The organism is Pseudoxanthomonas sp. SE1 (assembly GCF_029542205.1).
Lineage (GTDB): Bacteria > Pseudomonadota > Gammaproteobacteria > Xanthomonadales > Xanthomonadaceae > Pseudoxanthomonas_A.
Genome location: NZ_CP113783.1, coordinates 1,589,953 through 1,609,013 on the forward strand (window position 1 = coordinate 1,589,953; position 19,061 = coordinate 1,609,013).

21 protein-coding genes are annotated in these 19,061 nt (G+C 68.3%); 14 read left to right on the forward strand and 7 right to left on the reverse strand.

Features of this window, described 5'->3' with window-relative positions:
- The first annotated feature begins 3 nt into the window (after window positions 1-3).
- Genes rnc through recO form a run of 3 tightly spaced genes read left to right on the forward strand, consistent with a single transcriptional unit; the run spans window position 4 to window position 2,375 of the window.
- Complete coding sequence (gene rnc / locus OY559_RS07535) at window positions 4-666, forward strand: ribonuclease III (protein WP_277729423.1); 663 nt, start codon at window positions 4-6, stop codon at window positions 664-666.
- Window positions 667-676: 10 nt separating this feature from the next.
- Window positions 677-1,615 carry a GTPase Era gene (era, locus tag OY559_RS07540; protein ID WP_277729424.1) on the forward strand — a complete coding sequence of 313 codons (939 nt, stop codon included), beginning with the start codon at window positions 677-679 and terminating at the stop codon, window positions 1,613-1,615.
- Between the two features lie 16 nt (window positions 1,616-1,631).
- The gene (gene recO, locus OY559_RS07545) at window positions 1,632-2,375 is read left to right on the forward strand and encodes a DNA repair protein RecO (RefSeq protein WP_277729425.1); all 744 of its coding nucleotides are present in this window, start codon (window positions 1,632-1,634) and stop codon (window positions 2,373-2,375) included.
- Window positions 2,376-2,380: 5 nt separating this feature from the next.
- Here the strand turns inward: recO and OY559_RS07550 are convergent, their stop codons facing one another.
- Window positions 2,381-3,085, reverse strand: a complete 705-nt coding sequence (locus OY559_RS07550; RefSeq protein ID WP_277729426.1) for a response regulator — start codon at window positions 3,083-3,085, stop codon at window positions 2,381-2,383.
- Between the two features lie 100 nt (window positions 3,086-3,185).
- On the opposite strand from OY559_RS07550, the gene rlmD reads away from it, so the two are divergent.
- The 9 genes from rlmD to OY559_RS07595 all read left to right on the forward strand — a co-directional run bounded on the left by rlmD (window position 3,186) and on the right by OY559_RS07595 (window position 11,323).
- On the forward strand, window positions 3,186-4,529 hold the full coding sequence (gene rlmD, locus OY559_RS07555) for a 23S rRNA (uracil(1939)-C(5))-methyltransferase RlmD (protein ID WP_277729427.1): 1,344 nt from the start codon (window positions 3,186-3,188) through the stop codon (window positions 4,527-4,529).
- A 90-nt stretch (window positions 4,530-4,619) separates the two neighbouring features.
- Window positions 4,620-5,138 (forward strand): CYTH domain-containing protein, encoded by a 519-nt coding sequence (locus OY559_RS07560; RefSeq protein WP_277729428.1) that lies wholly within the window; start codon window positions 4,620-4,622, stop codon window positions 5,136-5,138.
- A gap of 10 nt (window positions 5,139-5,148) precedes the next feature.
- Window positions 5,149-6,156, forward strand: coding sequence for a beta-N-acetylhexosaminidase (nagZ, locus tag OY559_RS07565; protein WP_277729429.1), 1,008 nt, complete (start codon window positions 5,149-5,151; stop codon window positions 6,154-6,156).
- A complete protein-coding gene (locus tag OY559_RS07570; RefSeq protein WP_277729949.1) occupies window positions 6,156-6,725 on the forward strand; it encodes a hypoxanthine-guanine phosphoribosyltransferase in 570 nt (189 codons plus the stop codon). Before nagZ ends, OY559_RS07570 begins: the two co-directional genes overlap by 1 nt.
- A 2-nt stretch (window positions 6,726-6,727) precedes the next feature.
- Window positions 6,728-7,474: an S-methyl-5'-thioinosine phosphorylase gene (locus OY559_RS07575; RefSeq protein WP_277729430.1), complete on the forward strand. Its 747-nt coding sequence runs from the start codon at window positions 6,728-6,730 to the stop codon at window positions 7,472-7,474.
- Window positions 7,475-7,565: 91 nt separating this feature from the next.
- Window positions 7,566-7,772, forward strand: a complete 207-nt coding sequence (locus OY559_RS07580) for a cold-shock protein (RefSeq protein ID WP_055942196.1) — start codon at window positions 7,566-7,568, stop codon at window positions 7,770-7,772.
- 95 nt (window positions 7,773-7,867) lie between these two features.
- Window positions 7,868-9,103 (forward strand): FAD-dependent oxidoreductase, encoded by a 1,236-nt coding sequence (locus OY559_RS07585; RefSeq protein WP_277729431.1) that lies wholly within the window; start codon window positions 7,868-7,870, stop codon window positions 9,101-9,103.
- An 88-nt stretch (window positions 9,104-9,191) separates the two neighbouring features.
- On the forward strand, window positions 9,192-10,820 hold the full coding sequence (locus OY559_RS07590; RefSeq protein WP_277729432.1) for an acyl-CoA dehydrogenase family protein: 1,629 nt from the start codon (window positions 9,192-9,194) through the stop codon (window positions 10,818-10,820).
- A gap of 14 nt (window positions 10,821-10,834) precedes the next feature.
- Window positions 10,835-11,323, forward strand: coding sequence for a L,D-transpeptidase family protein (locus OY559_RS07595; protein WP_277729433.1), 489 nt, complete (start codon window positions 10,835-10,837; stop codon window positions 11,321-11,323).
- Between the two features lie 19 nt (window positions 11,324-11,342).
- On the opposite strand, the gene fabR is transcribed toward OY559_RS07595, so the two are convergent.
- Complete coding sequence (gene fabR, locus OY559_RS07600; RefSeq protein ID WP_225590959.1) at window positions 11,343-11,984, reverse strand: HTH-type transcriptional repressor FabR; 642 nt, start codon at window positions 11,982-11,984, stop codon at window positions 11,343-11,345.
- Window positions 11,985-12,105: 121 nt separating this feature from the next.
- On the opposite strand from fabR, the gene OY559_RS07605 reads away from it, so the two are divergent.
- Both OY559_RS07605 and OY559_RS07610 read left to right on the forward strand, forming a co-directional pair.
- Window positions 12,106-13,209 carry a ferredoxin reductase gene (locus tag OY559_RS07605; protein ID WP_277729434.1) on the forward strand — a complete coding sequence of 368 codons (1,104 nt, stop codon included), beginning with the start codon at window positions 12,106-12,108 and terminating at the stop codon, window positions 13,207-13,209.
- Window positions 13,209-14,369: a fatty acid desaturase family protein gene (locus OY559_RS07610; protein ID WP_277729435.1), complete on the forward strand. Its 1,161-nt coding sequence runs from the start codon at window positions 13,209-13,211 to the stop codon at window positions 14,367-14,369. Before OY559_RS07605 ends, OY559_RS07610 begins: the two co-directional genes overlap by 1 nt.
- A gap of 3 nt (window positions 14,370-14,372) precedes the next feature.
- Here OY559_RS07610 and OY559_RS07615 read toward each other — a convergent pair whose 3' ends face one another.
- The 5 genes from OY559_RS07615 to OY559_RS07635 form a co-directional block, all read right to left on the reverse strand.
- A complete protein-coding gene (locus OY559_RS07615; RefSeq protein ID WP_277729436.1) occupies window positions 14,373-14,759 on the reverse strand; it encodes a hypothetical protein in 387 nt (128 codons plus the stop codon).
- A 74-nt stretch (window positions 14,760-14,833) separates the two neighbouring features.
- Window positions 14,834-16,615, reverse strand: a complete 1,782-nt coding sequence (locus OY559_RS07620; protein WP_277729437.1) for an ABC transporter transmembrane domain-containing protein — start codon at window positions 16,613-16,615, stop codon at window positions 14,834-14,836.
- Window positions 16,616-16,725: 110 nt separating this feature from the next.
- Window positions 16,726-17,313 (reverse strand): IMPACT family protein, encoded by a 588-nt coding sequence (locus OY559_RS07625; protein ID WP_277729438.1) that lies wholly within the window; start codon window positions 17,311-17,313, stop codon window positions 16,726-16,728.
- On the reverse strand, window positions 17,310-17,459 hold the full coding sequence (locus OY559_RS07630) for a hypothetical protein (RefSeq protein ID WP_277729439.1): 150 nt from the start codon (window positions 17,457-17,459) through the stop codon (window positions 17,310-17,312). Before OY559_RS07630 ends, OY559_RS07625 begins: the two co-directional genes overlap by 4 nt.
- A gap of 991 nt (window positions 17,460-18,450) precedes the next feature.
- The gene (locus tag OY559_RS07635; RefSeq protein WP_277729950.1) at window positions 18,451-19,005 is read right to left on the reverse strand and encodes an RNA polymerase sigma factor; all 555 of its coding nucleotides are present in this window, start codon (window positions 19,003-19,005) and stop codon (window positions 18,451-18,453) included.
- Window positions 19,006-19,061: the final 56 nt, after the last annotated feature.

The window sequence follows — 19,061 nt, forward strand, 5'->3', positions numbered from 1 at the left end:
GATTTGGCGGTTGACCGCATCGGCCATGCGTTCGCCGACCAGGGCCTGCTTGCGCAGGCCCTGACGCATCGCAGCGCGGGGGCTCCCCACAACGAGCGGCTGGAGTTCCTGGGCGACAGCGTGGTCAACCTGCTGGTGGCAGAAGCGCTGTTCCAGCGCTGGCCCAAGGCCGATGAAGGCGCATTGACCCGCGCCCGCGCCGAACTGGTGCGTGAAGCGGCGCTGGCCGTCATCGCCCGCGAACTGCAACTCGGCGAGCGATTGACGATGGGGCCGGGCGAGATGAAGTCCGGCGGGCATCGCCGCGATTCCATCCTCGCCGACGCCCTTGAGGCGGTGGTCGCTGCGATCTACCTGGACGCCGGTTTCGAGGGCTGCCGCGCGGTCGTCCTGCCGTGGTTCGAAGCCTCGCTGGCCGCCCTCCCGGTCGGCCGACCGGAGAAGGACGCCAAGACGCGGCTGCAGGAATGGCTGCAGGGGCGCCAGCGTCCGCTGCCGGTCTACGAACTGGTCTCGGAAAGCGGCGACGACCACGCCAAACTCTTCCTCGCGCGTTGCACCACGCTGGACCCGCCCCTTGCGGCGGACGGCGAGGGCACCTCGCGCCGCAATGCCGAACAGGTCGCCGCGGCGGCACTGCTCGACAAGCTCGACATTCTGAAATGAGTACCCCCAGGTGAGCGATTCCTCCTCCTACCGCAGCGGCAGTGTTGCCGTCATCGGTCGTCCCAACGTGGGCAAGTCCACGCTGACCAACGCGCTGGTCGGTGCCAAGGTCAGCATCACCTCCAACCGCCCGCAGACCACGCGGCACCGGCTGCTCGGCATCGCGACCTTCGCGGCGGGCAAGGACCGGCCGGCAGGCCAGATCGCGCTGGTCGATACCCCCGGCCTGCACAAGCAGCAGGGCAAGTTCTCCGCCTCGGCGATGAGCCGGGTGATGAACCGGGCCGCCCGTGGTGCGCTGGAAGAGGTCGAGGCGGCCTTGATGGTGGTCGAAGCGGGCCGCTGGGACGAGGAAGACACCCTGGCTTACAACGTGTTGCGCGATGCAGGCATTCCGGTGGTGCTGGTGGTCAACAAGGTCGACCGGATCAAGGAGAAGGCGGCGATGCTGCCGTTCCTGGCCGAGGTCGGGCAGGGTCGCGAGTTCGCGGCGGTGCATCCGGTGTCGGCGCTGAAGCGCAATGGCCTGGACGCGTTGGTGAAGGACATCCTGGCGCTGCTGCCGGAGCAGCCGCCGATGTTCGGCGAAGACGAAATCACCGACCGCAGCGAGCGGTTCCTCGCGGCCGAACTGGTGCGCGAACAGCTGATGCGCCAGCTCGGTGCGGAACTGCCGTACGCCACCACCGTCGAAATCGAGAACTTCACCACCGAAGACTCGCCCAAAGGCGAGCTGGCCCGCATCGGTGCGGTGATCTGGGTGGAGCGCGAGAGCCAGAAGGCCATCGTGATCGGCAAGGGCGGCGCGCGGCTGAAGGAGATCGGCAGCAAGTCGCGCCAGCAGATGGAACACCTGTTCGGCCGCAAGGTATTCCTTGAAACCTGGGTACGCGTGCGCGAGGGCTGGTCCGACGACGAGACGGCACTCAAGGCCTTCGGGTATGAGTGAGCCCGCGCGGGCCTGAATGCGCATCACCGGCGAGACCGCCTTCGTCCTGCATGCGCGCCCCTGGCGCGAGACCAGCCTGCTGGTCGAAGTGCTGGGCCGGGAACAGGGGCGCCTGGGCCTGGTCGCGCGGGGCGTGCAAGGGCCGAAGAAGCACGTCCTGCGTGCCGCGCTGCAGCCGCTGCAACACATCCGGCTCGATTGCGACCTGCGCGGCGAACTGGCACGACTGGTGAGCGCCGAAGCGCTGGACGCGGCACCGCAGCCCGCAGGTGACGCCATGCTGGCCGCGTTCTATCTCAGCGAACTCGTACTGCGGCTGGTGCCGCGGCACGACCCGTTGCCCGAGCTCTTCGACGCCTATGCGCAGGCCCGCGAACGGTTGCGGTTGCGTGACGGACTGGCATGGTCGCTGCGACGGTTCGAACGTGACCTGCTGGACGCACTGGGTGTCGGCTTCGCGCTGGATGTGGATGGCGATGGCGAACCGGTGGACCCGGCGGCGCGCTACCTGCTCGATCCGGAACACGGCCCGCGTCGCCTGCTCAGCGATCGCGGCCACGGGGAGCGAAGCCAGGCGGCCACCGGCCGCGCGCTGCTCGCCTTGGCGGAGGATGCAGCACCTTCGCCCGACGACCTCGCCAGCCTGCGGTTGCCGATGCGCTCGGTACTGGCGCACCACCTTGGCCCGAGGGGGCTGAAATCCTGGGAAATGATCAGTGACCTGGGGCGGCTGAAACAACGCGGCGTGCCGACGGGCTGACGCCGTCAGTCCGTCGGCGACAGCAGGCGCCTGCTCGCGTCTTCAAAGGCGTCGCGCAGCGCCACATCGGTGGGGGCGGCGTGCCAGCGGCCCGCGATGCCGGCCAACGCACAGGCACCGGCGAAGCCACAGCTGGCCTGCAGTCTGTGCAACTGGGCACGCAGCGCAGCCGCATCCGCACGGGTGAATGCCTCCAGGCAGGCTGCAGTCGCCGTGGGCAACTCGGACAGGAACAATTCCCTCAGCAGCGCGGCATGTTCGCGATTGCCGGCGAGTACGGCGAGTGCGGCGGCCTCGTCCCAGTCGGGGAGGGCCTGTGCCGACGGGATGCCGGCGCCGCCTGCCAGCGCACTGCGCACGGCGCGTTGCAGCGCCTGTGCCGGGAGCGGCTTGACCAGCACGTCGGCAAAGCCGGCCTGGACCAGCCGCTTGCGTGTCTCAGGCGTCGCATCAGCCGTATGCGCGAGGGCGGGCGTGGACGGATGGCGCGCGCGCAGGCGTTGCAGCAGCGCCGCTCCGGTGCCATCGGGCAGGTTGGCGTCGATCAGCCACGCGTCGAAGGCGAGCGGAAACGCCAGCGCCTGCGCGCAGTCCGCCGCGCGCTCCACACGTGCAGGCAATGCGGACAGGGCGGCCGACAGGAACTCGGCGCTGATGGGGTCGTCTTCCACCAGCAGGAGCAGGGGCATCGTGCCGTCGGTGTGGGTCATGGTCGGGCATCCTGCGGACTGGTCCCATCTTAGCGTCGGCGGGGGCGGGCGGCGCCCATGCGACAATGCGGCCCCGCCAACACACGCAGCCTGACGCCACGTGGCACGTACCCGCTCCCCCCGCATCGACAAGACCCCCTTCGAAGCCACCATCACCGACCTGACCCACGACGGACGGGGCGTCGCCCGCCGCGACGGCAAGGCCGTATTCGTCTCCGGTGCATTGCCGGGCGAGCGGGTGATGGCCGAACAGACCGCGAAGAACCGCCATTTCGACGAAGCGAAAGCACTCGATGTGCTGGAAGCGTCGCCCGACCGCGTCACCCCGCGCTGTCCGCATTTCGGTACCTGCGGCGGCTGCGTGCTGCAGCACCTGGACGAGGCCCGGCAGATCGAAGCCAAGCAGCGCGTGCTGCTGGAGAATCTGGAGCGCATCGGCCACGTCACGCCGCGGACCGTGCTGCCCCCGCTGACCGGTGCCGCCTGGGGTTACCGCCGCAAGGGCCGCTTCTCCGTGCGCCGGGTCAACAAGAAGGACAAGACGCTGGTGGGGTTCCGCGAACAGGATCCGCGCTTCGTCGCCGACCTGTCCGAGTGCCACACCGTCATCCCGGAGATCGGCACGAAGATCACCGCCCTGGCAGAGCTGGTCGAAAGCCTCGACGCGCGCGAGCACATCCCGCAGATCGAGTTCATCGCGGGCGACGCCAGTGCGGACTTCAGTGGCATCGCGCTGGTGTTCCGTCACCTGTTGCCGCTGAGCGAAGGCGATCGCGTGAAGCTGGCCGCGTTCGGCCAGGCCACCCGTTTCGCCATCTTCCTGCAGCCGGGTGGACTGGAGAGCGTGCATGCCTTGTGGCCGGAGGCGCCGCAGCTGGCGTTCGCACTGGCGCCGTGGGATGTATCGCTGGCTTTCCGCCCGCTGGACTTCATCCAGGTGAACGCGGCGCTCAACGAGAAGATGATCGCGCGGACGTTCGAACTGCTCGACCCGCAGCCGCAGGACCGTGTGCTCGACCTGTTCTGCGGGCTGGGCAACTTCACGCTGCCGATGGCGCGCCTGGTTGGCGAGGTCGTGGGCGTGGAAGGCGAGGCGGGTCTGGTGGTGCGTGCGCGCGACAACGCTGCCCGCAATGGGCTGGACAACGCGCATTTCCACGCCGCTGACCTCACCCAGGACCAGCGCGGCACGCCGTGGATGCGGCAGGGCTTCGACAAGCTGCTGCTCGATCCGCCGCGCTCCGGTGCCATCGAAGTGCTGCAGCAGTTGCCGCTCAAGCAGTTCGACCGCATCGTCTACGTCAGCTGCCATCCCGGCTCGCTGGCGCGCGACGCGGGTTACCTGGTCAACGAGCAGGGCTACACGTTGGCGTCGGCCGGTGTGATGGACATGTTCCCGCATACGGCACATGTGGAATCCATCGCCCTGTTCGAACGGCATTGATCCGTGCAGGAGGGGCTTCAGCCCCGACTGCTGTTCCGATGGCCCGCGGTCGGGGCTGAAGCCCCTCCTACAAAGCGCAGGACTCCCACGATGGGCATAGAGATAGAGCGCAAATTCCTGGTCACCGGCGATGCATGGCGCGATGCCGCGCACGAGGTCGTGCCGATGGCGCAGGGCTACATCAACGACATGGGGGCAATGGACCGCGGCGAACAGAAGGCCTCGGTGCGTGTGCGCATCCAGGGCGAGGCCGCCTTCCTCAACCTGAAATCGCGCGAGCTGGGCGCCAGCCGGCAGGAATTCGACTACGCCATCCCGGTCGCCGACGCGCGCGCGCTGCTTGCGCTGTGCGTGGGTGGCGTGATCGACAAGCGCCGGCACTACGTGCGGCACGAAGGTCACCTGTGGGAAGTCGACGAGTTCGTGGGTGACAACGCAGGGCTGGTGGTCGCGGAAATCGAACTCGACCGTGCCGATGAAGACTTCGTGAAACCTGCCTGGGCCGGCAAGCAGGTCACCGACACCGCCCGCTATTACAATCTGGCGCTGGCGTCGCGTCCCTACGGGCAATGGTCCGACGACGAACGCGCCGCCACCGATATTCCCTGAGGAACACCCCATGCTCGTCATCGGCATCGCCGGCACCGAACTCACCACGCAGGAACGCGACTGGCTGCAGCACGACGCCGTCGCAGGCGTCATCCTGTTCACCCGCAACTTCGCCTCGCGCGCGCAGGTAGCGGAACTGTCGCAGGCCATCCGCGCCGCCGCGCCTCGCCCGCAGCTGGTCTGCGTGGACCAGGAAGGCGGCCGCGTGCAGCGCTTCCGCGATGGCTACAGCGATCTGCCGGCGCTGGAAGGCTTCGGCAAGCTCTATGCACGTGAGCCGCAGTTGGCCCTGCAGCGCGCCGAAGAGCACGCATGGCTGATGGCCAGCGAGATCCTCGCCAGTGGCGTGGACCTGAGCTTTGCGCCCGTGGTGGACCTTGCGCGTGGCAACCGTGCCATCGGCAATCGCGCGTTCGACGCCGATCCGCAGATCGTGGCCGAGTTCACCCGCGCGTACATCCGCGGCATGCACGCGGCCGGCATGGCGGCCACGCTGAAGCATTTCCCCGGCCACGGCACGGTGCTGGAAGACACCCACTTCGACGACGCCGTCGATCCGCGCAGCCTGGACGTGCTGCGGGTGGAGGATCTGGTCCCGTTCGTCGCCGGCATCGAGGCCAAGGCCGATGCGGTGATGATGGGGCACGTGAAGTATCCGGCGGTGGCACCGGAACCGGCGGGCTATTCGCCGTTCTGGATCCAGAAGATCCTGCGCGACGAGATGGGTTTCCGCGGCGTCGTGTTCTCGGACGACATCGGCATGGCCGCGGCGTTCTCGGCGGGGGGCGTGAAGCAGCGCATCCATGATCACCTGGACGCGGGATGCGACGTGGTGCTGGTGTGTTCGCCCAAACTGGTGGACGAGTCGCTGAAGGCGGTGGAAGGCCGCACACTGAATACCGCCGCCGTGCTCGGGGTGCTGGGCCGTGGCGCACTGGGGTGGGACGGCCTGATCGCCGATGCACGCTATGGCGACACCCAGACGCGCGTGCTCGACAGTCTCACGGGAGTTGCATGATGGAATCGCTGGGCAATCCGAAGCCGAAGCTGGCCGACGCGCTGGCCAATGCCGACCTGCTGGTCGACCGCGCGACGATAGACCGTGCCATCACCACGATGGCCGCGCCGATCGCGCGCGACTATGCCGGCGAAGTGCCGGTCTACCTGACCATCATGCACGGTGCGCTTCCCTTCGCCGGGCAGCTGTCGCTGGAACTGGGCGCGCTGGGATTGGACCTGGAGTTCGACTACCTGCACGCCACCCGCTATCGCGGCGAGACCACGGGCGGGGAGCTGGTGTGGAAGCACCGCCCCGCGACCGCGCTCTACGGTCGCCGTGTGCTGCTGGTGGACGACATCCTCGACGAAGGCCATACCTTGCTGGCGGTGAAGCAGTGGTGCCTGGAGCAGGGCGCCACCGACGTACGCATCGCCGCGCTGACCACCAAGCAGCATGATCGCTGCGTGCCGGGCATCTGCGCGGACTATGTGGGCCTGGAGGTCGCGGACCGCTACGTGTTCGGTTTCGGCATGGACTACCACGAGCAGGGCCGCAACCTGCCGGGCATCTACGCGCTGAAGGACTGACCATGGCCGACATCGCGCTTGCCGTCATCGGCGGTACCGGCGTCTACAGGCTTGCCGACCTGCAGGACGTGGAGACGAAGGAGCTGCACACGCGCTTCGGCGCACCATCGGGTCCTGTCCGCATCGGCACGCTGGACGGGCGTCGCGTGGCTTTCCTCGCCCGTCATGGCGAAGGCCATTCGGTGCCGCCGCATCGGGTCAACTACCGCGCCAACCTGCAGGTGCTGAAGGACCTGGGCGCCACCCGGGTGCTGGCGTTGAACACCGTCGGCGGCATCACCGATGCCTGCGGTCCGCGCGTGCTGGCTTGCCCGGACCAGTTGATCGACTACACCTGGGGCCGGGTCTCGACGATCTGCGAGGAACCCGGCAGCGAAGTGCTGCACGTCGATTTCGGTGATCCGTACACGCATTTACTTCGCCAGCAGATCCTTTCCGCGGCCCGCGAGGCCGGTGTGGATCTGGTGGATGGCGGGTGCTATGGCGCCACGCAGGGACCGCGTCTGGAGACCCGTGCCGAAATACGCCGGATGCGCCGCGATGGCTGCGATCTGGTCGGCATGACCGGCATGCCCGAAGCCGGTCTGGCGCGGGAAATGGGCCTGGAATATGCCTGCCTGGCCATCGTGGCCAACTGGGCGGCGGGCTGCGGCACAGACGAGGAAATCACGATGGAGGAGGTACTGGCGAACGTGGCCGCTGCCTCCGCCGGCATCCCGGCCCTGGTGGCCGCGTTGGCGCGAGGGTGATTGTCAACGCGCGCCGGCCTTTGCATACTCGGCGTGTGTGACGTCACCGCCACACATTCCACCCGCATCCAGAAAAGGAAATACAAGCGCTATGCCGTACGGTACCGTGAAATGGTTCAACGATGCCAAGGGCTTCGGATTCATCGCGCCAGAAGATGGCAGCGCCGATGTCTTTGCGCACCACACCGCCATCAATAGCAAGGGCTTCCGCAGCCTGCAGGAAGGCCAGCGCGTCAGTTACGAGCTGACCCAGGGCCCGAAGGGTGCACAGGCGTCCAACATCACGCCGGCAGCCTGATCCAAGACGATTTTCTTGAACCCCGCTCCGGCGGGGTTTTTTAACGCCTGCGTTCCGGCCCATCGTGCTTCGGCAGGAAAGAGACGCCGCATTCGATGAACTCCCTGCATATCGCCATCGTCGGTTACGGCACCGCTGGCCAGGCCGCGGCACTGCTGCTGTCGCGTGACGGCCACCGCGTGGAGGTCTTCGAGCAGGCGGAAACACTGGGGCCGGTCGGCGCGGGCTTCCTGCTGCAACCGACGGGACTGCAGGTGCTGTGGGAACTGGGCCTGTTGCCCGATGTGCTGGCGCATGGCCGGCGGGTCAATCGCCTGTATGGCGAAACGCCCTGCGGTCGCGCGGTGATGGACATGCGCTATGCCGGGCTGGACGCGCGCTTGTTCGGGCTGGGCATGCAGCGCGGAGCGTTGTTCACGCTGCTGGCGGAGGCATGGGCCGGGCAGGGCGAGATCCATCGTGGCCACGCCATCGAGGCCGTCAGCGACGATACGCGCCGCGTGCGCGACCAGCATGGTCGCTGGCATGGCCCGTTCGACCTGGTGGTGAGCGCCGACGGTGCGGCTTCGCGGCTTCGCGTGGCGACCGGAGCCGTGAAGCGCGAGGCCGTCTATCCGTGGGGTGCGTTGTGGCGACTGGTGCCGCAAGGCGATTGGCGCTGGAACGATGAACTGCGCCAGCGGTACGTGGCCGCGCGCAAGATGATCGGGCTGCTGCCGGTGGGCACGCGGCCCGGTGATGGAACGCCGAGGTTGAGCTTTTTCTGGAGTCTGCCCGTCAGCGACTTCGATGCCTGGCGCGCGCGCGGTCTGCCGGCATGGCGCGATGAAGTGGCACGCCTTTGGCCAGAGGCCGACGCCTGCCTGGCCGACACCGTGGACGCCGGCCAACTCGCGCGCGCCAGTTATCGCGACGTGACCCTGCGGCAGTGGTACAGGGACCGCCTCGTCGTGATCGGGGACGCCGCGCATGGCATGAGTCCGCAGTTGGGCCAGGGCGTCAACATGGCACTGATGGATGCGATGGCCCTGCGTGACGCGCTGCGCGTGCAGGGCCATGTCCCGGCGGCGCTGGAGGCGTATCAGCGCGAACGCCGCGCGCATGTCGGCGTGTACCAGTTCTGGAGCCGCTGGCTGACCCCGATATTCCAGTCCGACCGCGATGTCATCGCGCATGCCCGCGATCTGGCCTTCCTCCCGATGGGCCGGCTGCCGGGTGGGCGCGGCCACATGCTGCGGGTGCTGAGCGGCACGCAGCACGGCTTCTTCCGCAAGCTGGAGCTGAAGCAGGCGTTCCTCGGGACACTTCGCGAGCTCGCCCGCACTGGCTAGGAGCATCGCAATCGGTGGCATGGCCCGCAGTGCATCCGCACGCCGCGCTGAATTGCGCGAGAATCCGGGCGTGCAACGGGAACCGACGATGAGCGAACTCTTTCCGTTCGAAACGCATTCCGTGGAAAACCAGCCGCCACCGTTCGCGCCGCGCAACCTGTGGGCGGACGACATCGTGTTGCGCGAGTGCGTGATGCGTGAGGGCGCGGGAGCGTTCGCCCCACGGCTGGCGACCTATGGCGCGCTGGCGGGCGACACGCTCTACCGTCTTGGCTTCGACGCGAACCGGGACCGGCCGCGCCTGCGGACCCACGACCAGCACGGCCATCGCATCGACCTGGTGGAATTCCACCCCGCCTATCACCAGTTGATGGAGGCGGCGAAGACGCACGGTGTCGCCGGCCTGTCGTGGCACGAGCCGTTGCCCGGCGCACACGTCGCGCGCGCTGCGTTGAGTTATCTGCATCACCAGGCGGAAGCGGGGACCAGTTGTCCGCTGACGATGACGCATGCGGCCGTCCCCGTCCTGCAGCGCGAGCCTGCGCTGCGCGAATGGGCGGCGAAGGCGGCCGCGCCCCATTACGATCCGCGCGACGTTCCCATCGACGGCAAGGCCGGCATCACGCTGGGCATGGGCATGACCGAAAAGCAGGGCGGTTCCGACGTGCGGGCGAACGCCACCATCGCCACGCCGGACGCCGATGGCACCTACACGCTGGCCGGGCACAAGTGGTTCTTCTCCGCACCGATGTGCGATGGCTTCCTGGTGCTGGCACAGGCGCCGGGCGGGCTGACGTGCTTCCTGATGCCGCGCCGGCGGGAAGACGGTGCGAAGAACGCATTCAGGCTGATGCGGCTGAAGGACAAGCTGGGCGACTGGGCGAATGCGTCGAGCGAAGTCGAATTCACTGGCGCGCGGGCATGGCGTGTCGGCGACGAAGGGCGCGGTGTGGCCACCATCATCGAGATGGTGATGCTGACCCGGCTCGACTGCATGCTGGGGTCGGCGGCCGAGATGCGGATGGCGCTGGTGCAGGCATTGCACCATGCGCGGCATCGCCGCACGTTCGGCAAGCCGCTGGTGGAACACGCCCTGATGCGCAACGTGCTGGCCGACCTCGCGCTGGAGTCGGAGGCGGCGACCGCCTTCGCGCTGCGGGTGGCGCGCGCGGTGGATGCGGCGCCGCGCGATCCACGCGAAGCCGCCTTCGCGCGCATTGCCACCGCTGCAGGAAAATACTGGGTCTGCAAGCGCGCGCCCGCGTTCGTCAACGAGGCGCAGGAGTGCCTGGGCGGTGCCGGCTACGTGGAGGAGTCGATCCTGCCGCGGCTGTATCGGCAAGCACCACTGAATTCGATCTGGGAAGGCAGCGGCAACATCCAATGCCTCGACGTGCTGCGCGCCCTCGCGCGCGAACCCGAGGCCGTGCAGGCGGTGGCGGACGAACTGGCCGCCGCATCCGGACACGACGCGGCGTTCGATGCGTTTGTCGATCGCCTGCGTGTCGACCTGGCGGCCGCCCGCGAAGCCGGTGCGCGCCTGCTCGTCGAGCGGCTGGCGCTGGCGATGCAGGCCGCGGCGCTGCTGCGTGCAGACAGTCCGGCTGCGGCGCTGTTCATCCGCAGCCGACTGGGCGGGGAGCATGGCCTTGCGCTCGGCACGCTGCCGGCGGAAGTGGACGCAGCTCCTTTGCTGGCACGGGCGTTGCCGGTATGAAGGCTTTGCGCTGGATGATCGCGCTTCTGGCTGCGTTGGGTCCGTCGTCGCAGGCACGCGAACACGGGGATTGGCCGCCGCCCCTGTTGCCTGCCGCGGAGCAGGCTGACGCGATCGTTGTCCACAAGGCCCAGCGTCGCATGGCGCTGCTGCGCGATGGGCACACCATTGCCACGTATCGCATCGTGCTCGGGGGCGTGCCGGTGGGGCACAAGCGCGAGCAGGGCGACCAGCGCACACCGGAAGGCGAGTACCGCATCACCTACCGCAACGGACGCAGCCGCTTCCACCTGTCGTTGCGCATTTCCTATCCGGATGCCGCCGACCGTCGACAGGCGCTTGCGCGTGGCGTCGATCCGGGCGGCGACATCATGATCCATGGCGCTACGCCGCCGGGCTCACGCGTGGACTGGACGGAGGGCTGCATCGCCGTGACAAACACGGAAATGGAAGCGATCTGGCAGCGCGTGCCGGTGGGCACGCCGATCCGCATCGAACCCTGACGGGCGCGTCGCGGACAGGTCAGCGCTGGCCGCCGCCGCGCGAGGCCAGCGCACGCGAGCCGGTGATGATCATGCGGACCATCTCCGAAAGTTGTTCGATCAGTTCCTGGTCCTTCTCCGGCGGCAGATCCATCGCGGTGGCGCCCATCGCGAACACCAGCCGGGTGATGGCCTTGGATACCAGCGCCGGTTCGTACAGCGGAGCGTTGTCGCGCGTGGCCAGTCGTACCAGGTCCATGCACAGCTCTTCTTCGAAGAACTGCAGCTCGAGTTCCACTGCGTGCTTGAACGCGTCCGAACCGACGTTGCCTTCGCGCAGCAGCACGTGCAGCAGCTTGTCGTCCGCGCGCAGTTGTTCGATGAAAGCTTCCACCGAGCCGCGCACCACGCTGCGGTCGCTGCTGTAGGCGCGATGGCGGGCCTCGCCGATGATCTTGCGCAGTGAGCGGCCGGCCAGATCGATCAGCGCCACGGCCAGTTCGTCCATGTCGCGGAACTGGCGATAGAAGCTGTTGGGGGCGATGCCGGCCTCGCGGGCCACTTCGCGCAGGCTCAGCGTGGACACGCTGCGATGCGGGCCCACCAGTTTCAGCGCGGCCGCCATCAGGTCTTCGCGCGAAATCGACGCCTTGCGGCCAGGGCCGTTGTCGTCGTGGGGCAGCGGTTGCGGGTATGAAGTCACGCGGGAAGGCCGGACGTGCGGAGTGATGAGGGCATCATAGCCTCGTAAATTAATATACAACTGTATACACACCCGTCCTTACATGGGTATAGTGGAGGCCATGAACGCCCAGATCCGTCCGACCCCCCGCCGGCCCGGTCCCCTGAAACGCCTGATCCGGCCGCTGGTCAAGCCGGATGTGTTCGATTTCTGGGCCACCCGCTTGCACCGTACCTGGACCTGGGAGCGCCCGCTGGCCCGGCTTGTGGGCCGCGAATCCGCCTCCGCGGACGCGGTCACCCTGCTGTTGAAGCCGAATCGCCACTGGGCGGGCCATCGCGCCGGCCAGCATGTGAACCTCGGCGTCGAGATCGACGGGGTGCGGGTTACCCGCAGTTACAGCCTGACGGCGCCCCCGCGGGCGGACGGGTTGCTGCCCCTGACAGTGAAAGCGATCGAGGGTGGCAAGGTCAGCCGTTACCTCCACTCCAGGGCCCGCATCGGCGAGATCGTCGAGCTGGGGCAGGCGTTCGGCGACATGACGCTGCCCGCAGCGCCGACCGGCGCCTACCTGCTGCTCGCCGCCGGCAGCGGCATCACACCGCTCATGGCGCTGGTGCGTGAACTGGCCGGGCAGGGCATGCCGGTCGGACTGACGTTGCTCTACTGGGTGCGCCGGCGCGAGGAGGCCTGCTTCCTCGACGAACTGCGTGCGCTCGCCGCCGCCCATCCGGGCTTCCGCTTCCGGTTGCTGCTCACGCGCGAAGCCGCGTCGGCCGACGACGAGGCCGAAGGCCGCATCGATGACGCGGTGCTCTCCGCGCAGGCGGGCGACCCCGCCATGCAACAAGTGGTCGCCTGCGGCCCTGGCGGTTTCGTCGAAACCGCGCGCGGCCTGCTGGCCTCGCGCGTGGCCTCGTTCCAGGCCGAAGCGTTCACCGCGCCGCCGGCACTCGTCGTGGACGAGGGCGAGGTGGACATCCGCCTGCAACGCAGCGGGCGCACGCTGCGTGTGCCGCGCGGCGAATCCCTGCTGGTGGCCCTGGAGCAGCATGGCCTCAAGCCGCCGTCCGGCTGCCGCATGGGCATCTGCAATACCTGCGCCTGCGGCAAGTCCGCGGGCAGCACGCGCCACCTGCCCAGTGGCGACCTGATGCACGAGCCCACCCAGGCGTTGAAGCTGTGCATCCACAGCGCCGCCACCGACATCGAGCTGGATCTGTAATGACGACCCTTACCTCCCCCCGCAACCGCAGTCTCACCACCGACGAACTGGATCGCTTCGGCGAGGAGCTGGATGCCCTGCGTGCGCGTACCGTGGCCACGCTGGGCCAGCGTGATGCACGCTATATCCGCAACGTGGTCAAAGCGGTGCGGTACGCCAACCTGACCGGCCGCGTGCTGCTGCTCGCCGCCGCGATCGCCGGTGGCCTCTGGCTGGCCGACAGCGCGGTGGGCTGGCTGTTCTGGGTGCTGTGGGCGCTGGGCGCACTGTCGCTGGGCCTGGGCAAGATCCTCGACAACATGGAACTGGGCCACAACGTCATCCATGGCCAGTACGACTGGCTGGGCGACCCGCAGCTCAACGGCAAGACCTACGACTGGGACATCGTTGCCACCAGCGAGAACTGGCGGCACACGCACAATTTCCGTCACCACACGTATACCAACGTGCGGGGCATGGACGACGACATCGGCTATGGCCTGCTGCGCATCTTCCCGGAGCAGAAGTGGAAGCCGTTCTACCTGGCGCAGCCGGTGGTCGCGGTGGTGTTCGCGCTGCTGTTCCAGTGGGGCATCGCCATCCAGGACCTCAAGCTGGGCCGCTGGTGGCACGGCAAGATGACCACCCAGCAGCTGCGCCGCAAGTCCGCACCGGTGGTGCGCAAGATGGGGCGCCAGCTGGCCAAGGATTACGTGATCTATCCGGCGCTGGCCGGGCCTTTCTTCCTGCCGGTACTGCTGGGCAACCTGGTGGCCAACGGCCTGCGCAACGTATGGACCTACGTGATCATCTTCTGCGGGCACTTCACCGCCAATGCGGAAACATTCCCCAAGGAATGCATCAAGAACGAGTCGCGTGGCCACTGGTACCTGCGCCAGTTGCGTGGTTCGTCCAACCTGCGCGGCGGATTCCTGATCAACGTGCTGTCGGGCAACCTGAGCCACCAGATCGAGCACCATTTCTTCCCCGACATCCCGGCCAACCGTTACGCCGAGATGGCACGCGAAGTGCGCGCGATCTGCGCCCGCTACGGCCAGCACTACAACACCGGCACGCTGCTCACGCAGTTCGGGCAGGTCTGCTGGCGCATCGTGCGGCATGCCTTCCCCAGCCGGCCGCGACGCGCGATGGCGCTGGTCCAGGCGGAAGCCGTCGCCTAAGGGCTACGCGGCGCCGCCCGGTGGTGCCACGGCACGCGCCGCACGCGCGATGTCGCGCCTGAGTCGCCATTCGGCAAAGAACGAAGCGGCGATCAGGCCCGTACCCAGCAGGCACAGCCACTGGAACCAGGGATTCTCGAAGACCTCGTCGGCCAGGTCGCTGTCCTGCAACTGGAGGCGCAGCAGGCGTACTTCCGTGGCCAGTGCGTCCGATCCGGATTCGCCACGATGAGCGGCTTCCTCCGCCTGCAACGCCAGGCGCGCCATTGCCGCGTGTCCTGTGGGGTCAGTGTCTTCACGACGTTCCACCGTGACGACCAGTGCGCTGGTCAGCAGGATCAGCGTGGTGCCCAGGCCACGCAGCAAGGGTGGGAGTGACTCATGGATCATGCGCGGGCTCCGGCTCTGGTCCGCCGCATCCTAGTCCAAGCAACAAGGGAATGGCGGATGCGATCCGCGCACGGTCAATCCAGAAACTGCAGTCGCGCAAGCTCGGCGTAAAGGCCATCCTGCGCCAGCAGTTCCGCGTGCGTGCCCTGCGCGACGATGCGGCCCCGGTCCATCACCACGATGCGATCGGCCTTCAACACGGTGGCCAGCCGGTGCGCGATGACCAATGTGGTGCGGCCGTCCATCAACCTTTCCAGCGCCTGCTGCACTGCGCGCTCGCTCTGCGCGTCCAGGGCACTGGTGGCTTCGTCCAGCAGCAGGATGGGGGCGTCCTTCAACAGGGCGCGGGCGATGGCGATGCGCTGCTGCTGGCCACCCGACAGGCGTGCGCCACGCTCGCCGAGCTGGCTGTCGAAGCCGCCCGGCAGTTCGCGGATGAAGTCCTCGGCCTCGGCGGCTTCGGCGGCCGCCTGCAGCTCGGCATCGGTGGCATCCAGCTTGCCGTAGCGGATGTTCTCCGCTGCGCTGGCCGCGAAGATGGTCGGTTGCTGCGGCACCAGTGCGATGTGTTCGCGCAACTGCGCCGGGTCGAGTTCACGCAGGTCCACGCCATCGATGCGCACGCCGCCCGTTTGCGCATCATGGAAGCGAAGCAGCATCGAGAACACCGTGCTTTTGCCGGCGCCGGACGGGCCGACCAGGGCCACGGTTTCGCCTGGATTGACGGTGAGGTCGAAGCCATCCAGTGCGGGAAGATCGGGGCGCGACGGGTAGTGGAACGAGACGTTGTCGAAGCGGATCTCGCCGTTGACCGGCTGCGGCAATGTGCGTGGTTGTGTCGGCGCCTGGATGGCAGGTGTTTCGCCCAGCAACTCCGCGATGCGGCCCATGCCGCCGGCCGCGCGTTGCAGTTCGTTCCATACCTCGGCCAGTGCACCGACCGATCCACCGCCGATCAGCGCGTACAGCACGAACTGGCCCAGCGTGCCGGCGCTCATCGTGCCGTCGATCACGTCATGCGCGCCCGACCAGAGCACGAGCGTGATCGCGCCGAAGATCAGGGTGATGGCCGCGGCGGTCACCCATGCCTGCGCGCGGATGCGCTTGCGGGCGGTTTCCACCGCGGTCGCGATGGCGGCACCGAAGCGGCCGCGTTCGTACGGCTCGCGTGCGTGCGCCTGCACCGTGCGGACGGCGCTCAGGGTTTCGCTGGCCAGCGTGTTGGCATCGGCCACGCGGTCCTGGCTGGCGCGCGACGCTTTCTCCAGCCGGCGGGCACCCAGCACGATGGGCAGTACCGCCAGGGGGATGCCGATCAGTGCGAAGGCCGCCAGTCGGGGGCTGGTGACGAACAGCATCGCCAGGCTGCCGATCACGGTGACGCTGCTGCGCAGCGCTACCGACATGCTGGTGGCTACCACCGTGCGCAGCAGCTCGCTGTCGGCGGAGAGTCGCGATACGAGTTCGCCGGAGCGGCTGCGGTCATGGAATTCGGCGTCCAGTCCGATCAGGTGGCCGTACAACTGACCGCGCAGGTCCGCCACGACCTTTTCGCCCAGCAGCGACACGAAGTAGAAGCGCGCCGCGCTGGCCAGCGCCAGCACGACAGCCACCACGAACAGGAACAGGAACGCACGGTTGATGTTCGCGCCGTCGGTAAAGCCGTTGTCGATCATCTGCCGGAAGGCGACCGGCAGGCTCAGCGTCGCCGCAGACGCCAGCGCCAGCGCCAGTAGCCACGCGGTGAACAGGCCGCCGTGCTGGCGCACGAAGGGCCACAGGGCACGCAGGGTGCCCAGCTTGGCCTTGGCTTTGGACGAGGGAGTACCGTCCGGCGTCTCGAGCGGGGTGTTCATCGGGGATCCGTTCTCAAAGCGGTTGTGGAAGGGGCTTCAGCCCCGACCAGGCCGCTGCGCTTCCCTCGTGCCGGAAGCCCTTTCCACAAACACCTGTGCAGCCCGGGCGATCACACCGGATCGACAACGCGTACCCGATTACGGGTGGCGTCGCGCAGATGGTTTTTCAAGGCGTCGGCGCGATCCGCCGGCAGTTCCAGCGTCAGCAAGGCTCCGTTCTCGTCGAACGATTCCTGCAGCCTGGTCGCCAGATGCGGCGCGAGCGCGGCATGCACCGCACCCAGATCGTCGAACAGGCAGGCCAGCACCAGGTGCGTGGTGGCCACGAGTGCCTGCCTTGGGGCCGTACGCAGGCATTCCGCCGCTGCACCGCCATACGCCCGTACCAGTCCACCCGCGCCCAGTTTGATGCCACCGTACCAGCGCGTCACCACGACAACGATGCGATCGAAACCCTGGCCGTCGATGGCAGCCAGGATCGGCCGGCCCGCGGTGCCCGAGGGCTCGCCGTCATCGCTGGACCGGTATTCGCCGCCGATCCGGTAGGCCCAGCAGTTATGCGTCGCGGCGGGATCGCCGACCTCGCGCAGGAAGGCGAGCGCGCCGTCGGTATCGGTGACGGGGGCGGCCTGTGCCAGGAAACGGCTGTGCTTCACCTCCAGCACTTGGGAGGCGCGCGCGGCGAGGGTGTGGCTCACGGCGTGCCGAGCAGGGGACGCAGGTCGTCCGGGACACGCTGGAACGGGTGCTCCTGCACGAACAGCTGCAGGCTGCGCAGCGCATTGGCGTTGTCGCCCAGGTCGCGGCGCAGGCGGATGCGGTCGAGCCATTCGTCGGGAGGCAATCGCGTGTCCGCGTCGACGGGTAGCTGCAGGTCGGTGCGCCGAAGGGCGGTGCGTGCGGCACTGGGCTGGGTGCTGCGGCACTGGCGGCCAGGGCGGGCGGGGGCGGTGGGGCGGCGGCTGCAGTTGCAGCTACCGGTGCCCCGTCCTGCGCACGGGCCTGGCGTTCGCGCGTCCTCACGCGACTGCCGGTCACGGAGATGGTGTCGAGGGTGCGGCTTTCATTCGCTGCTGCCTGCTTGCGCTCCTCCTCGTACCGGATGCGCTGTTCCTCTTGTTGCTGGATCGCCGCACGATGTTGCGTCTGCGCTCCCGTGACGGCTTCCGGGACGTCCGCAGCCATGGCTGCCGGCGGCGCGTACGCGTCCATTTCGGCCGGGAAGGCCTGGGGTGCGGCCGGTTGCTCGCGCGGCGATGTCTCCTCGGCTGAAGGCAGGCCCGGAACAGCGGGAATCAGCGCAAGGGGGCTGCGCTTCGGCACGGCTTCCTGGCGCGCGGCCGCTTCCGCGTTCTTGCGCGCCGGGCCGGACGGCGTGGCGTCGCGTTCGATGGCGGCGGATGGCGAAGGAGGTTGTATGGCCTTTGTCGCGGCGGCAGGTTCCGTCGCCACGATCGCGGGCGGAGGAGCGAGCGATTCGACGGCGGGCGCGGCGGCATCCGCGGCGGCGACATCGGCGTCCTCGCCGATCAGCTGGGCCGAGCGCTGCGTCTGTGCCGGGGCTTCGCTGGCCACCGGAATGTCGTGGCTGGGGCGAAGCTGCCAGGCGATGCCGGCGGCCAGCAGCACGGATGCCGCCACGCCCATGCCCAGCGGCCAACGACGGCGGTTTGGCGGCACCGCGCCGCCTCGTGACGGCGTGTCCTCCACCGCCGCCCGCGCGGCGTCCAGGATGCGCGCATCCAGCTCCGGCGACGGCGCACCGTGCGGTCCCAGCCGGGACAGCGACTGCGCCAGCGCGCGTTCTTCGGGCGTCAGGGGCTCGTGGGGCGTCTTCATTGATTCAATCTCGTCCGCAACCGGTCCATCGCATAGCGCAGGCGCGATTTCACGGTTTCCCGGCCCACGCCGGTGATGTCGCCGATTTCCTCCAGGGTCAGTTCCTGCTCCAGCCGGAGCAGCACGACCTCGCGCTGTTCCGGCGGCAGTTCATCCATGGCCAGCTGCAGCTGCCGCCGCTGCTCGAACTCGGAGAGCTGGCGCTCCGGGGTATCCGGGTCCGGAACGCGTGCGGTCCGCTCGTCCGCATCCACGGGCGCGGCGGGTCGATGCTTCGACGCGCGCCAGTGGTCGTTCAACCGATTGTGCGCGATCCGGTACAGCCACGTCCCGAACGCCGCCTCCGGTTTCCACCCCTGGCGCGCGCTGATCACGCGTTGCCAGGTGTCCTGGAAGAACTCGTCGGCCAGTGCAGGGTCGCGAAGGTGGCGCAACAGGAACCGGTACAGCGGCCCGCGATGGCGCGCGTAGAGCTGTTCGAAGGCCGACGCATCGCCGGCGGCGTAGGCCAGCATCAGGGTCTCGTCGGCGGGTTCTGCGAGGTCGTTCACCGACACCAGCGTAAGCCGTCCGCGCACGCCCGTGAAGTCGGGGCGGGGCCGCGGCG